At 64.4% G+C, this 14,033-nt stretch carries 14 protein-coding genes; 7 read left to right on the top strand and 7 right to left on the bottom strand.

Annotated features, from left to right (window positions below; translation table 11 throughout):
• Positions 1-14: 14 nt before the first annotated feature.
• Positions 15-743 (top strand): 3'(2'),5'-bisphosphate nucleotidase CysQ, encoded by a 729-nt coding sequence (locus ACZY0B_RS21190; protein WP_463766185.1) that lies wholly within the window; start codon positions 15-17, stop codon positions 741-743.
• Between the two features lie 10 nt (positions 744-753).
• On the opposite strand, the gene ACZY0B_RS21185 is transcribed toward ACZY0B_RS21190, so the two are convergent.
• The gene (locus ACZY0B_RS21185; RefSeq protein WP_463766184.1) at positions 754-1,209 is read right to left on the bottom strand and encodes a hypothetical protein; all 456 of its coding nucleotides are present in this window, start codon (positions 1,207-1,209) and stop codon (positions 754-756) included.
• 233 nt (positions 1,210-1,442) lie between these two features.
• On the bottom strand, positions 1,443-2,348 hold the full coding sequence (locus ACZY0B_RS21180) for a haloalkane dehalogenase (protein WP_463766182.1): 906 nt from the start codon (positions 2,346-2,348) through the stop codon (positions 1,443-1,445).
• 114 nt (positions 2,349-2,462) lie between these two features.
• On the opposite strand from ACZY0B_RS21180, the gene ACZY0B_RS21175 reads away from it, so the two are divergent.
• On the top strand, positions 2,463-3,191 hold the full coding sequence (locus ACZY0B_RS21175; RefSeq protein WP_463766180.1) for a DUF2652 domain-containing protein: 729 nt from the start codon (positions 2,463-2,465) through the stop codon (positions 3,189-3,191).
• Between the two features lie 30 nt (positions 3,192-3,221).
• Here ACZY0B_RS21175 and ACZY0B_RS21170 read toward each other — a convergent pair whose 3' ends face one another.
• Together ACZY0B_RS21170 and ACZY0B_RS21165 are read right to left on the bottom strand one after the other, a co-directional pair.
• Positions 3,222-4,421 carry a MalY/PatB family protein gene (locus ACZY0B_RS21170; protein WP_463766179.1) on the bottom strand — a complete coding sequence of 400 codons (1,200 nt, stop codon included), beginning with the start codon at positions 4,419-4,421 and terminating at the stop codon, positions 3,222-3,224.
• A gap of 35 nt (positions 4,422-4,456) precedes the next feature.
• A complete protein-coding gene (locus tag ACZY0B_RS21165; protein WP_463766177.1) occupies positions 4,457-5,554 on the bottom strand; it encodes an NAD(P)H-dependent amine dehydrogenase family protein in 1,098 nt (365 codons plus the stop codon).
• Between the two features lie 280 nt (positions 5,555-5,834).
• Here ACZY0B_RS21165 and ACZY0B_RS21160 point away from each other — a divergent pair, with 280 nt between their 5' ends.
• Genes ACZY0B_RS21160 through ACZY0B_RS21150 form a run of 3 tightly spaced genes read left to right on the top strand, consistent with a single transcriptional unit; the run spans position 5,835 to position 8,908 of the window.
• Positions 5,835-6,812, top strand: a complete 978-nt coding sequence (locus tag ACZY0B_RS21160; RefSeq protein WP_463766176.1) for an LLM class flavin-dependent oxidoreductase — start codon at positions 5,835-5,837, stop codon at positions 6,810-6,812.
• A 12-nt stretch (positions 6,813-6,824) separates the two neighbouring features.
• Positions 6,825-7,886, top strand: a complete 1,062-nt coding sequence (locus ACZY0B_RS21155; protein ID WP_463766175.1) for an NAD(P)H-dependent amine dehydrogenase family protein — start codon at positions 6,825-6,827, stop codon at positions 7,884-7,886.
• 47 nt (positions 7,887-7,933) lie between these two features.
• Positions 7,934-8,908, top strand: coding sequence for an LLM class flavin-dependent oxidoreductase (locus ACZY0B_RS21150; RefSeq protein ID WP_463766174.1), 975 nt, complete (start codon positions 7,934-7,936; stop codon positions 8,906-8,908).
• A gap of 3 nt (positions 8,909-8,911) precedes the next feature.
• Here the strand turns inward: ACZY0B_RS21150 and ACZY0B_RS21145 are convergent, their stop codons facing one another.
• Complete coding sequence (locus tag ACZY0B_RS21145; protein ID WP_463766173.1) at positions 8,912-10,024, bottom strand: ABC transporter substrate-binding protein; 1,113 nt, start codon at positions 10,022-10,024, stop codon at positions 8,912-8,914.
• Between the two features lie 16 nt (positions 10,025-10,040).
• Positions 10,041-10,826, bottom strand: coding sequence for a spirocyclase AveC family protein (locus ACZY0B_RS21140; RefSeq protein ID WP_463766172.1), 786 nt, complete (start codon positions 10,824-10,826; stop codon positions 10,041-10,043).
• A gap of 230 nt (positions 10,827-11,056) precedes the next feature.
• On the opposite strand from ACZY0B_RS21140, the gene ACZY0B_RS21135 reads away from it, so the two are divergent.
• Complete coding sequence (locus tag ACZY0B_RS21135) at positions 11,057-11,707, top strand: TetR/AcrR family transcriptional regulator (RefSeq protein ID WP_463766171.1); 651 nt, start codon at positions 11,057-11,059, stop codon at positions 11,705-11,707.
• Positions 11,708-11,722: 15 nt separating this feature from the next.
• The gene (locus tag ACZY0B_RS21130; protein ID WP_463766170.1) at positions 11,723-12,925 is read left to right on the top strand and encodes a cytochrome P450; all 1,203 of its coding nucleotides are present in this window, start codon (positions 11,723-11,725) and stop codon (positions 12,923-12,925) included.
• Between the two features lie 58 nt (positions 12,926-12,983).
• On the opposite strand, the gene ACZY0B_RS21125 is transcribed toward ACZY0B_RS21130, so the two are convergent.
• On the bottom strand, positions 12,984-13,982 hold the full coding sequence (locus ACZY0B_RS21125) for an alpha/beta fold hydrolase (RefSeq protein WP_463766169.1): 999 nt from the start codon (positions 13,980-13,982) through the stop codon (positions 12,984-12,986).
• Between the last annotated feature and the right edge of the window lie 51 nt (positions 13,983-14,033).

The following is a 14,033-nucleotide window of genomic DNA, read 5'->3' as shown; positions in this document are numbered from 1 at the left end:
TTTAGGAGTAACCGATGAATGACCACGCACTGGCCGCGCGCCTGGCCACCGAGGCGGGGCAGCTGTTGCTCGGGGTGCGGGAGGAGTTCGCCGACGCCGATGCGAGCGAGCGGAAAGCAGCGGGGGACAAGCGATCCCACGACTTTCTGATGCAAGCACTCTCGGCCGAGCGGCCCCAGGACGCCGTGCTTTCCGAGGAGGGCGCCGACGACCCGGTGCGACTGCGCTCCGAACGGGTGTGGATCGTCGATCCGCTCGACGGCACCCGGGAATTCTCCGAGCTCGGGCGCGACGACTGGGCGGTGCACGTCGCGCTCTGGCACGGCGGTGACCTCGTCGCCGGTGCCGTAGCGCTGCCGGCGCAGGGAGTCACGCTGGCGACCCCTCAGGTTGCCGCGCCACCGGCGGCGCCGGCCAAGCCACGCATCGTCGTATCGCGTACCCGGCCACCCGCTATCGCGTTGGCGGTTCGCGACGCGTTGGACGGCACGCTGGTGGAAATGGGTTCCGCCGGAGCCAAGGTCGCGTCAATCGTTCAGGGTCTGTCGGACGTCTACGTCCACGCCGGCGGGCAGTTCGAGTGGGATTCGGCCGCCCCCGTGGCGGTGGCTCGCGCGGCCGGTTTGCACACCTCCCGCATCGACGGTTCGGTACTTCTTTACAACCAGGCCGATCCGAAGTTGCCGGACGTGGTGGTGTGCCGTCCCGAGCTCGCGGAAGCCGTCCTCGCCGTCACGGGCTGAGCAAATTGGGCTATCTGTCCCGGTCTCGTAGACGGCGCCTGCGGCCCTTCGTCTCTGCTGTCCACTCCTTTTCGACCCGTCCGATTTCGAGCGACAGCTGCATGAGAGTCTTGTTGTCGCAGTGGACTTCGTGCGCAGTGCGGAACTTCGCCAGCTCGCCGGTGTTGGGCAGGTGCGACCGCAGGCCCTCGAACCATTCGTCGCCAACGACGTTGGGCGGCCCATCAGCGCGAGGTCCGCACTCCCACTGCCGGTAGGCGTCGCGCGCCCCCGCCAAGCCGGCGCGCCACCGTTGGATCGTGTCGCAATGCTGTGTATGCAGGTGGATTTTCAGCTGGTGTTTGTTGTTGTTCTTGTCCACCATGCCGGGGAGCAGGTTATCGGCGGCCGACCGCGCCACGCCTGCGATGCCCACGGCTGACGCGCCCACGACCGTGGCCATCAGGCCCATCGTCATCATGTCCATTTGCCGATCGTTCCACTCACGGGTGAGCGGTGAGCGAGGAACGCCCCATTCGGGCGACGTGGGATCGCCAACCACGCGAGGAGCGACGATGCCACGACGACACGCACCACCACGCCAGCCCTGTCGAGTATCGAAACATGTTGCGCAAGAATGGAACGCTGCGGCTGGCGAACGCGCTGTCCCCTCAGCCGAGGGACATGCGCGGCGTCGCGCGACTAATCAACACCCGGTGATCAAAGCAGCGCCTTCTGCCAGGACAGGACGCGTTCGGCCAGTTCTGGTCCGCTGTCTTCCTGGATGAAGTGACTGGCTCTGATGCGGGCGTGCGGCTGGCCCGCCGCTCCAGGGACGTGTTTGATCAGCGGACGGTCGGCTTGCCCCAGGATCGGGTCGCGAGCTCCGAAGATGGCAAGGAACGGCTTCTCCCACCGGCCCAGGGCGTCCCACGCCGCCCGATTGGCCGGAACCGCCGGATCGTCGGGTGAAGTCGGCACCAACTGCGGAAATGCGCGTGCCCCGGCTTGATACGTCTTGTCCGGGAAAGGTGCGTCATAGCCGGCCCGCACCTTGGGAGGAACCCTGCGGACAGTGCCGGCCGCGACGATGCGACCGGCGGGCAGCACGGGGGAGTAGCGCGCAAAGGCTCGCCACGCCAAGAAACCAGGGGAGGGCCGCCGCTGGGCTGCGGGCAGAAAGCCATTCGCCACGACCACCCGCGCGATCCGATCGCTCTGCTCGGCGGCGATGCGCAGACCGATCAGCGATCCCCAGTCCTGGACGAACAGCGTGACTTCCTTCAGCCTGAGGCGCTCGAACCACGCCGTCACCCACTCGACATGCCGCAGGTAGGTGTAATCCTCGACCCGGCTGGGCTTGTCGGAGCGGCCGAAGCCGATCAGGTCGGGCGCGAGCACCCGGTTTCCGGCCTCAGCCAGCGGCGGAATCATCGTGCGGTACAGGTAGCTCCAGGTGGGTTCGCCGTGCAGCAGCACGATCGGCGGGCCATCTCCCGGCCCTTCGTCGAGGAAGTGCATGCGCACCGGCGGAGAGTCGCTTGCCGCCACGTCAATGTAGTTCGCTACGAACGGATAGCCTTCCAAATTTTCGAATCGGGAGTCCGGGGTTCGCAGCACATCCATATTCAGCTCCTCCGGTGAACGGGCACCCCTGCAAGCCTCTCTCCGCGACGTCACTTCGTCTAGTACGAGATTTCATTAGGGAAGAACCAGGCAGGCAACTAAAATAGCTGACTCATGGCCATCCGTCGCGCCGTTCTACTCATTGCCGATATCGGCGGCTACACGCAGTACATGGCCTGGAACCGGACGCACCTCGCGCACGCGCAGCAGACGGTGGCGCAGCTGCTGGAAGCCGTCATCGACGCTGGTAAAGGCCTGAAGTTGGCGAAGTTGGAGGGCGATGCCGCATTCTTCTGGGCGCCGGACGGTAACGCCAATGCGCTGGTGTGTGATCGGCTCTGGCGGATGCACGAGTCGTTCCTCGTCCGGCGGCAGCGACTCAAAGCTGACATCGCCTGCGAGTGTGCGAGCTGCGCCCAACTCGACAGCCTGTCGCTGAAGTTCGTCGCGCACGAAGGCGAGGTGGCCGAGCAAAAGGTCAAGCGCCACCTAGAACTGGCCGGCGTCGACGTCATCCTCGTGCACCGGATGCTGAAAAACCAGGTACCAGTGTCGGAATACGTGCTGATGACCGATCCGATTGCCGCATGCCTCGATGAGTCGATGCGCGGGCTTTCCAGGCCGCTGACGCACGATTTCGAAGGCATCGGCGAAACGTCGACGCATTACATCGACCTCGCCATGTCGCAGGCGCCACCCGCACCGCCGCAGCGCGGTTTCTTTGGCCGGGTGGGTATGACGGCGAAGTTCGAGTTGAGCACAGTGCCCTTCCTGCTGGGTTTCAAGAAGCCCGCCGCGGGGTTCCGCAACCTGGGCCGCGGCGCCGAGGAAATCCCCGCCTAGCTGTAAACTCCTGTGGGCTAAGCTGTTTCGCTACTGAGCATTGGCGAGCGCGCGACCCATGCGCGATATGGCCTCTGCGAGAATGGCTTGCGAGGTAGCGAAATTCAGCCGCACATGGCCGGCTCCGCCGGTGCCGAAGACATGGCCGGAGCTGAGCGCGACGCGGGCGTGGTCAAGAAACCAGCGAGCCGGACCGGACAGGTCGGCCACCACGGCAAGGCCGTCCGCGGCGTCTTCGGTGAAACCGAGCTGTCGGCAATCGAGCCACGCGAGGTAAGTGCCTTGCGGTCGTTGATATTTCACACCAGGCAGGTGTTCTGCGACCAGGTCACCCAGCATCGTCCGGTTCGCATCCAGGCCTCCCAGCAGCGTGTCGAGCCAGTCGCCACCGGTGCGGAAGGCTTCCGCATGGGCGATGATGCCCAGGTGGCTCGGCCCGTGGCTGACCTCCTCCGGCATCCGGTGCAGATCCGCCGCCGCCTCGGGCCCGGCAATGGCCAGGGCCGCCTTCAGCCCGGAAAGATTCCACGCCTTCGAAGCGGAGGTCAGGGCGAACGCATCCTCGGCACCGGGGACACTCAGGTAAGGAGTGAATCGCGATCCCGATAAGACCACTGGTGCGTGAATCTCGTCCGACACCACCCGGACCCGCGACCGCCGGGCGCATTCGGCCACGCCGCGCAATTCGTCGAGGGTGTGTACCGTACCCGTCGGATTGTGCGGATTGCACAACAGGTACGCGATGTTTCGACCCGAGGCCCGCGCGCGGGTGAACGCTTCCTCCAAGGCGTCCAACACAATTCGCCCCTCAGGATCGAGTGGCGCCTCGATTACTCGACGGCCGGAGTGCGCTACGAAAGCGTAGAAGGGCGCGTACACCGGCGGGTTGACGACGACCGCGTCACCGGGTTCGGTGATTAGACGCAGTGTCTCAACGATTCCGAGCATGACGTCCGGAACGATCGCCGTGCGGCTGACCTCGAAATCGTGCCATTCCCAACGCCGCGAAGCGAATTCGCCGACTGCCTCGGCGAGCGCGGTGCCGGACGGATAGCCGGTATCGCCGTTGTCGATCGCCGTACGCAGGGCATCGGCGACGGTTGGCGGCAGCTTGACGTCCATCTCCGCCACCCACAACGGCAGCACATCAGCGGGATGCGCACGCCACTTCATGCTGGTGCGCAGCTGCAACTGCTGGAGTGTGAGTTCCTCGAGTGGATTAGGCATCACTCCCGCAGACTATGCCGCGGACGCCACTCGCGAACTCACCCGGTCACAAACGCGCCCTTGGGGATCGTCAGGGGTAAGTCAACCGAACTCAGCAGTCCGGGCTCCGCGGCAACGACATACGGCACGGCGTTCACGACGCGCATTGCGGTGGCGACCATGGCGCCCGCGCCGGACGTCATACCCCCGACTCCCGACTTTTGGGGATCCTTCAGCGTTGCGGCCAGGGTGCAGTCGATATCGGGGTCGCCAAAAATCTGAACACGGTAGGACAGATCGCCGATCCCGGTCGGCCATTCGGGCGCGACGTCATGTGCGAGCCGGGTGATGTGCTCGATGACGATGGCCTCGCGGCCGTCGACCACCCCGGTCGCGCGCATGCGGAGCGCGCCGGCGGTGCCGGCCTCGACAGTGCCCATGGCGACCTCGAGTGTCCGGTTGGTGACCGCGCGGTCGAAATGCTCGCGGACCTCCTGGACTTCGACCCCGAGTGCATCCCCGATCAACCGGATCTGCCCCGACCATTCGCCGGCGATGGCGCCGGCAAAGCCGATCCAGGGTTGGTAGTCGAGGGGCCGGCCGAAGCCCAGCGCGTCGCTCATGATGTCTGGAACGCCGTAGTCGTCGTACAGGCCGATCTCCCACGAGTGGATCTTCTCGATGGACGCCGACTGCGTGCTCAGCACCAACGGCAGGTAGTCAGCGGCGAACCCGGGCTCGATACCCGACGCGTACAGCGACACCTGGCCTTGTTTGGCCGCCGCGACCAGTTGGTCGCGCCACTCCGCCGGCTCGTAGGCGTGTGGATTGACCAGTCTCGTCGTGCTGGTCGTGACGACGTTGATCCCGGCTTCGAGCAGCCGGACATAGTCCGGGATGGCCAGGGCGTCACGCTCGGGACCGCTGGCCGCGTAGATCACGCAGTCGGGTTTCAGGGCGATCAGCGCGTCGGCATCGTTGGTGGCTTTAAGGCCGATCGGCTCGCCGTTGGCGAGTTCGCCGGCATCCTTGCCGTCCTTCTCGGGGGAGTGCACCCACACGCCCACCAGATCCAGATTGGGGCGTCGCTGGATGGCGTGGATCGCGATCGACCCGATGCCGCCCGTCGCCCACACAACTACGCGCTGAGCCGTCATCTTGTTCCTCCTCAGTTACATGCGCGATGAAAGCTGAGGCGGCCGTTGCCCTTACGGCGGCAGTTGCCCAACGTTCGATTCGGAAGCTAACAGTCGCGAGCCCGCACGGTCAAGGGGTTAAGAGAGCAAGTACTATCCTAACGAACAAATCTTAGGTTAATCTGCGGGGTGTGAGGGTCAATCGGCGTTTTGCCCGCCTCCGAGCGACAACTCGCGACCGTGTTGTCGCGCAGAGGCGGGCACTTCATCACATCCCCAGAGCCGATGGCGGCGGACGCCGATGTTCACGCTGAGGTTCGACATGCGCGCCCCGGCGTGGGCGGCGCCGACCGCCGATCTGTACGCAGCGGCCATCGACATGTGCGCGTGGGCAGAGACCCGCGGTGCCGCGCTGGCCGTGCTGTCCGAGCACCACGGTGCCGACGACGGCCACCTGCCGGTACCGCTCACGTTGGCTTCCGCGATCGCGGCCAGGACGAACAGTTTGGCGATTCTGCTGGCCGCCGTGCCGATTCCGCTGTGGGATCCGGTCCGGCTCGCCGAAGAGATCTGCGTGCTGGACCTGATCAGTCGCGGACGGGTGTCGTATGCGTTCGGTGTCGGGCATCGACGCCAGGAATACGACCACTTCGGCATTGACATGAGCACGCGCGGTCGCGTCGCTGACGAGGTCCTGGCCGTGCTGGGCCCGCTGGTACGGGGCGAATCCGTCGAATACCGGGGCCGCGAGGTTCGCGTCACCCCGCCGTGTGCGTCGCCCAACGGGCCGATGATGTTGATCGCCGGCGGCAGCAAGGCCGCGGCGCGACGGGCCGGCAGCCATGGCTTGGGGTTCATCTCCCAGACCGCTTCGCCTGGCCTGAAGGAGTACTACGAGGCGCAGTGCCGTGCGCACGGACACGATCCGGGAATCATTCAGTTTCCCCAACCAGACTCTCCGACAGCAGTTTTCGTGGCCGACGACGTCGACGCGGCGTGGGACGAGCTGGGGCCACACCTGGTGCACGATGCGAAAACAGCGGCGTCCTATCGGCCGCACGATGATTCGGTAGCCAGTATCACCCGCGCCGACAGCGTGTCGGCGCTTCGAGAGGACAACGGCCCGTACCGCATATTCACGTCCGACGAGGCGATCGACTACGTGCGCGGCGGGCAACTGCTGCCGCTGCACCCGCTGTGCGGTGGCGTTGCACCCGACATCGCGTGGCCCTATCTCGAGCGTGCCGCGGCCGCTGCCGCGCGGGCCCACGACAAGTAAAGGAGACTGCTCATGCGCGTCATCGTGTGGTCCACCGGGGGAGTCGGTTCGATCGCGATCGACGCCATCAGGCGCCGGCCGGATCTGGAACTTGTTGGCGTCTGGGTACATTCGCCCGACAAGGTCGGTAAGGACGCGGGCGTGCTGGCCGGCGGTGAACCTATTGGCGTTACGGCCACCAATGATGCCGACGCGCTGATCGCGCTGGCGCCCGACTGCGTGGTGTATGCGGCCAGTGGCCCCGACCGCGATGGCGCGGCCGTGCCCGACTACGTGCGGCTGTTGGCCGCGGGCATCAACGTGGTGTCGACGTCGTCGACGAGTCTGGTGTACCCGCCGTCCTATTTCGCGCCCAACTGGCGCGACGAGCTGGACGCGGCGGCCAAAGCCGGCCAGGCGTCGTTCTACGCGTCGGGCATCTTTCCCGGCTTTGCTTCTGATCAGCTCGCGTTGCTCATGACGACACAGTCCAAGAGCATCCGCCGGATCACGGCCAGCGAGGTTGCGCTCAACGACCACTACCCGGTGGCCGACGTGATGATGGACGGGATGGGCTTTGGCCGTCCGCTGGATTTCGAGCCGATGCTGAAGACACCCGGATTCATCGAAATGGCTTGGAAGGCACCGATCTACCTCATCGCGGAAGGCCTCGGTGTCGAGGTGGAACAAATACGCGGTTCACTCGATCGTGAGCTGACGGACCGGGACATCGAGGTCGCATTCGGCACCATCAAAGCCGGCACCTGCGGTGCGGTACGCACCCGGGCGGCAGGTGTCGTCAACGGTGACGAAGCCATCGTCATCGAGCACATCATCCGGATGGCGCGCGATGTCGCACCGGCCTGGCCGACTTCGGAGAGTGACGCCACGTATCGGGTCGACATCGAAGGAGATCCCGACATTCACTGCGTGCTGACACTGGGCGAGGCCGAAGGTCATGCGGCGGGGCGAGCTGCGATGGCGTCCACCGCAATGCGCGTCGTCAACGCGATCCCGTATGTCGTCGACGCGCCCCCGGGCCTGCTGAGCTCGCTGGACATCCCGACCACCCTGCCGCGGCACGTATTCGACTGAACGCGTACCCTACGTCACACAAAGATTAGCTCAGCTAGGAGTTTGCCGTGTACACCCTGCGCTTTGACATGCGCGACCCTGAATGGGCCGCGCCCCCTGCCGAGCTGTACGCCGCGGCCCCCGAAATGTGCGCCTGGGCCGAAGAACACGGTGGTCTGGCCGCCGTGCTGTGTGAGCACCACGGCTCCGAAGACGGTTACCTGCCGTCCCCGTTCCTGCTGGCCTCAGCGTTGGCCGCGCGAACGCAGCGTCTGGCGCTGAGCCTGATCCTGATTTTGCCGTTCTACGAAACCGTGCGCCTCGCCGAGGACATGGCGGTCCTCGACATCCTCAGCGGCGGGCGGGCGTCCTACATCCTGGCCCTGGGCTACCGGCCCGAGGAGTTCGAGCACTTCGGCGTGTCCATGAAGACACGTGGCCGCCTTTGCGATGAGAAACTCGCGCTGTTGCGCCGCCTGCTTGCCGGTGAAACCGTCATCGAAGACGGACGGCGGATCACTGTGACGCCTCGCCCGCTGACCGCTGGCGGCCCTGGACTGATGTGGGGCGGCGGCACGTTGGCGGCGGCCCGTCGCGCCGGCAGGTACGGCCTGGGCATGCTGGGCAACGCCAACGAACCAGGCATGCAGGAGGCCTACGAAGAGGCTTGCCGCAAGCACGGCCACACGCCCGGGCCGACGATGTTTCCCGGCCGCGACACCCCCTCGGTCGTGTTCGTCGCCGACGACGTGGACCAGGCGTGGAAAGAGATCGGCGAGCATCTGCTGCACGACGTGCGAACCTACGCGGCGTGGAATCCCGGGGACGAGACGACGGCCGGCTTCTCGCACGTGAACACCGTCGACGAGCTGCGCGATGCGCCCAGTTCGCACATCATTATCTCGGTGCCAGAAGCGATTTCGCGAGTCCGTGCCGGCCAGGTGCTCAACTTGTCGCCGCTGTGTGGCGGGCTGCCGCCGGACATCGCGTGGCCGTATCTCAAGCGCGTGGGCGAAGTTGTGCTGCCCGAGGCTCTCGGCTGACGGCTATTCCTCGCCGAAACGATCGACGAGATGGGAATTGACGCCGTCGGCGTCAAGTTGCCGGGCCACTAGATAACCAGCACCCATCCAGGCCCGGCGGGTCCACTGGCCGAACGATACCCGGGTTCCCGGAGCGCCGGATGCGGCCGGCATCATCTTGACGCGCTCGAGTGCCTCCTTTACGCCACGGGGGCTCAACGGGTGGGCGTCGGCGAGCGCTCGCAGCAACGTGAATGCGATGTCCCTATTGACCACGGGCACACACCATTCCGGTCGCCGCCCGTAGGCCGCGTTGTACTCGTCGAGAAATTTTTGCCCGACCGTATTGCCCTCGTCGTATTGGTCGACGCCGGTCCAGCCCATGAATGCATTCCACATGACCGGGTTGAGCCAGGCGTTCTGGAAGGCGGTGCCGCAGAACCGCGGAGGATTCCACCCCAGCGCCTCTAGCGCCGGATTGACGAAGACTACCCCGAAGCCGAAGCCGCAGTGCACGATCGCCTGCGCCTTTGCCTCGTGCAACGCGGTGACGGCGGCCGTCACGTCCCCCGCGGTCTGGGCGATGGATGCCTCGGCCACGATGCGAATGCCCTTGCGGTTGCAGGCGTCCCGGAAGTTCTTGAGATACGCCTCACCGACGAGGGATTGCTCTGTCAGCACGCCGACCTCGGTGTGTCCCTCCTTAGCAAGCAGATCGGACCAGAAGATCGGCTCGTCGGTGTGCGAGCCCATCGGAAATGCGAAGAGCCATTCGCCCAGCGCAAGGTCGGATCCTGTCACACTGATGCAGGGAACTTTGAAACGCTCCTCGATCGCTTCCTTCGCCGGAATCACGTTGTCGCCGATGCTCGGGCCGAAGATCGCCAAACACCCTTCGTCGCAGAGTTCGCCGTAGGCGTCGATGACCGCTTTGACCGATCCCTTGGGCAGACCCTCCACCTCGCGGTAGATGAGCTCGATTGGCCGATCGATCACCCCCTGGTCGAGACCCTGTTTGAAGACGAGGTCGAAAGACTGTGTCAAGTCTTCGAAGTACGTCTTGGGAAAACCCTCGGGCAGCAGAAAATCCATCAGGTAGCCGATTTTGATCGGTTCGGCGGCGCTTTCGTAGCTCACTTGATCTCCCGCATGCTTACTTGGGTTGGTTCGGTACGCCCGGGTACAGCTGTTCGGTCGGGCCCGCGGTCACAAAGCCGCCCAGTTTCGTGGCGAGATGGGGCGCAAAGACCGCGCCATACACCAAGTGCCCGACGACGATGACGGCCACGATGGACAGCACCGACGACTGCAGCCGACTTTTCGATCTCTTATCGGCCCACATGTCGATGGCATTGCGGCCCTCCGAATCGGTCCTTCCCAGTAGGTAGGTGAAGACCATCATCTGGATGCCCATGGCGAGCGAGTCGTAGAGCGGGTACTGGTGCTTGGTTCCCTCGAAGATCGCCAGGCCGGGAATCACGTAGCCGTAGTAGAAATTGCCGAGCTGGGCACCCGTGAAGGCGTTGAAAAACAGAGCCCAGCAGAACCCGACGACGAGGCCGACCACGAGGAGGGCAATTGGCCTGCGCCATCTGAACTTTGAGCTCAGCCAACGTCCGAGGGCGGCCCCGGTGAGGGCGGGAATCACGAAGTAGGAGACGTACCCGAGGGGCACCGACGACGGCAGCCCGCCCCACGTGACGTTCAACGGCCACCAGGACGGCATGCGGGGCAGCGGCGGCGGAAACTGTGCGTACATCGCCCAGTCGTACGGTGACTCGATCCACGAAAACGAAATCGCCGAAATGCTCAGCAGCAACAGCGGGTGGATGCGCCGGCGGCGGTAGCTCAGATAGATCCCGATGACCAGGAACGCAATGCTGCTGACGTACGCGAAGTACATCGCCCCTGCCATCGCCGGTGTCATTTCGGTGTTCACTGGCGGCCCTCTTCGCCCGCCGGGCGCCGAGCCTCGGGGTCGAAGCGGAATACCAGCCCGAATATCAGGACGATCAGGCCGAACAGCGTGCCAAGCATGATGACAGCGCCCATGGTGTCACCCTTCCGACGAAGCGCTTCTTTAAGGTAGTGGATACTATCCTATGTAGATAGTGGATACTATCCCCAAGGCGGTAGGCCGCAAGGCCGTTTCGACAGGAGTGGACATCGGTGCCCCAGCGAGCAATTAAGCAGCCGATACCGGCGACGGTGGCGCGTCGGCCTCGCGGGGAGCCGCGCCGACTGCTACTCGACGCTGCCCGAGAGCTCTTCGCCGGTCAGGACTATCGCAGCACCACGACACGTGAAATCGCCCAGGCCGCCGGCGTCACCGAACACCTGCTGTTCCGCAACTTCGGTTCGAAGGCGGCGCTGTTCCGCGAGGCACTCGTCCTACCCTTCGTGAGCTTCGTCGACGAATTCGGCCGGACCTGGCAGTCGGTGGTCCCCGAGGAGACCGACGAGCAGGAGCTGACTCGGCTTTTCGTATCGCAGCTCTACGACGTGTTCGTCGAACACCAGGGTCTGCTGTTGACGCTGATGGCGGCCGAGAGTCTCAGCGACGAGGAAAAGGCCGACGCCGGCATCGCCGAGATCCGCCAGGCAGTCACGGTGCTGGGCCAAATCAGCGTTGAGGGCATGCAATTACGAGGTATGCGGTCGGACCACCCAGACCTTCCGGCCCACTCGACGGTGTCGATGATCGCGGGGATGGCCGCGCTGCGTTCGACCTACTTCGGGAACAAACCACCGCCGCGGGAAGTGATCGTCGAGGAACTCGTTCAAGCGCTCTTGCATGGCTTCTTGCACCGCAACGACTGAGTTAGGAATCCGATAGTGACAAGTCCCAGCGCCGTCGAATTGTATTACGACCCTTTCGATGTCGAGATCGACTCGAACCCGTATCCGGTGTGGAAGCGGATGCGTGAAGAAGCGCCGTTGTACTACAACGAGAAGTACAACTTCTACGCGCTGAGTCGATACGAGGACGTGGCGCGTGAATTGCACAACTGGGAGACCTATCGGTCGGGTCGCGGGACCACCGCCGACATCCTGTTCGCCAATATCGAAGTGCCACCGGGCATTCTGCTGTTCGAGGACCCACCGTTGCACGATCTGCACCGCAAACTGCTGTCCCGGGTCTTCACGCCCCGGCGCATGTTCGCAGTTGAGTCGCTGGTGCGTGAGTTCTGTGTCCGCGAGCTTGACCCACTGGTCGGCGCGAGCGGCTTCGACTTCATCGCAGACCTCGGCGCGATGATGCCGATGCGGACCATCGGATACCTATTGGGCATCCCCGAGGAAGATCAAGAGAAGATCCGAGACCGCAGCGTCGCCAACATTGCAATGTCCAAGGGCAGCGACCCCGCTGCGGTCGACGCGGATGTCTTTGCGAATTCCATTGCCCTGTTCGCCGAGTACATCGAATGGCGGGCCAGTCATCCATCCGACGACCTGATGACCGAACTGTTGCGAGCCGAGATCGAGGAGCCGGACGGCACGCGGCGCCCCTTGTCGCGGACCGAGGTGCTGGCCTACACCGCGATGATCGCCGGTGCCGGCAACGAAACCACTGCTCGCTTAATCGGTTTCATGGGACAACTGTTGTCGGATCACCCGGATCAACGCCGCGAACTTGCTGCGGACCAGTCGCTGATCCCCGGCGCGATCGAGGAGACACTGCGCTACGAGCCGCCGTCACCGGTGCAGGCCCGCTACGTCGCGCGCGATGCCGAGCTCTATGGTCGCGTGGTTCCAGAGGGGTCGTTCATGCTGCTGCTGAATGCGTCGGCCAACCGCGACGAAGGCCAGTTCTCGGATCCGGACCGCTACGACATCCACCGCGGCGGAAGTCATCTCAGCTTCGGGCAGGGGCTGCATTTCTGCTTGGGTTCGGCGCTGGCGCGGTTGGAAGCGCGCGTGGCCTTCGAAGAAGTCCTCAAACGTTGGCCCGACTGGGAAGTCGACTATGCCAACGCCAAACGGGCGCACACCGCGAGCGTGCGTGGGTGGGCGCGCTTGCCTGTTCTCGTCGGGTGAGCCCTGTGGGCCGGCTGGCCGGCGTGCGAACGTAAAATTAGCTTCACGTTCGAGCAGGCTACTGGGGCTCGTCAGTGCTTTGATCCACCAGGACCGCGCCATCGGGCTGGTTCCCGAGCGTCTGCAACGTAATGTCCTCGTCTTGCACGGTGAGACGGACGATCTGGGCTAATTGCACGGGCGCGTCGCATTGAACATAGTGATCGGCGTCCGGCACCACCCAGTAGCGGTTTCGGCCCGGCTTGCTTTTGAGGTAGGTCTGCCAAACGTGGTTAGGGACACGCAGCGGCGCGACGTTGTCATGCAGCCCCCATACCACCGTGGTGTTCACGTGGCTGCTGGAAAGTGCTTCAAGCCAATTGGTTTCGTCTGCGGCGCGCTCGTTCAGATATTGGATGGTGTCCGGCAGCACCCGGATTCCGTCGTTATGGGCAAAGCACTTGGCCAGCGCGGCGATTTCGGGGTCTGTGAGTTTTCTTCTCGGCATGAAGGTGCTGGCCCCCATGCCGGCCGCCAGGGTTTCCGGCGTGGTCGCTTCCGCGGTGGCCCGCCCGGTTGCGGGGTCGAGCATTGCGGTTTGGAACAGCGTGAGGTTCGCCAGTGGAAGGTAGATGTTGGCGTTCGTCAGGATGAGGTCGAGTGGGACCACCGGCGGATCCAGCGCCGCCAGCATTCCGAGCGCGATCATGCCGACACTGCTACCCCGATCGTGGGTGAGCATTCGAAATCCGCTCAGCTTCCACACGTCGGTGATCGCGTGCACGAGCAGACGTGCATCGTCGTACAACGAATAGACGTACGGCTCCGGTGGCTTGTCGGACAACCCGTAGCCCGGAAAGTCCAACAGGTAGATGTCGAAATCGGAACTCAGCTCATGCGTCAAGTCGAAGTAATCGATGCTCGACGTCGGAAAACCGTGGACAAGCACGAGCGGCGGTGCCCCGGGTGTGCCGCAGCGGCGACTGAACACCCCGACTTCCTGCCCATCGTTGGCGGCGGTTGTCGACCGCCAGCGAAGTTCGATACCGCCTTTTTGCCACTCCGCGAAGATGTCCAAGCTGCCAGCATCCCAGAGGGGATCGTGGTTAGACAACTGGTGTTTCGACGA

Source organism: Mycobacterium sp. IDUB_19, assembly GCF_055419445.1.
The sequence above is the reverse complement of the archived record's forward strand: the minus strand, read 5'-3'. Positions and strand labels throughout refer to the sequence as shown.

Coding starts and splice junctions, on each gene's coding strand:
- ACZY0B_RS21190 (WP_463766185.1), top strand. CDS start 15: ATGAATGACCACGCACTGGCCGCGCGCCTGGCCACCGAGGCGGGGCAG.
- ACZY0B_RS21185 (WP_463766184.1), bottom strand. CDS start 1,209: ATGGACATGATGACGATGGGCCTGATGGCCACGGTCGTGGGCGCGTCA.
- ACZY0B_RS21180 (WP_463766182.1), bottom strand. CDS start 2,348: ATGGATGTGCTGCGAACCCCGGACTCCCGATTCGAAAATTTGGAAGGC.
- ACZY0B_RS21175 (WP_463766180.1), top strand. CDS start 2,463: ATGGCCATCCGTCGCGCCGTTCTACTCATTGCCGATATCGGCGGCTAC.
- ACZY0B_RS21165 (WP_463766177.1), bottom strand. CDS start 5,554: ATGACGGCTCAGCGCGTAGTTGTGTGGGCGACGGGCGGCATCGGGTCG.
- ACZY0B_RS21160 (WP_463766176.1), top strand. CDS start 5,835: ATGTTCACGCTGAGGTTCGACATGCGCGCCCCGGCGTGGGCGGCGCCG.
- ACZY0B_RS21155 (WP_463766175.1), top strand. CDS start 6,825: ATGCGCGTCATCGTGTGGTCCACCGGGGGAGTCGGTTCGATCGCGATC.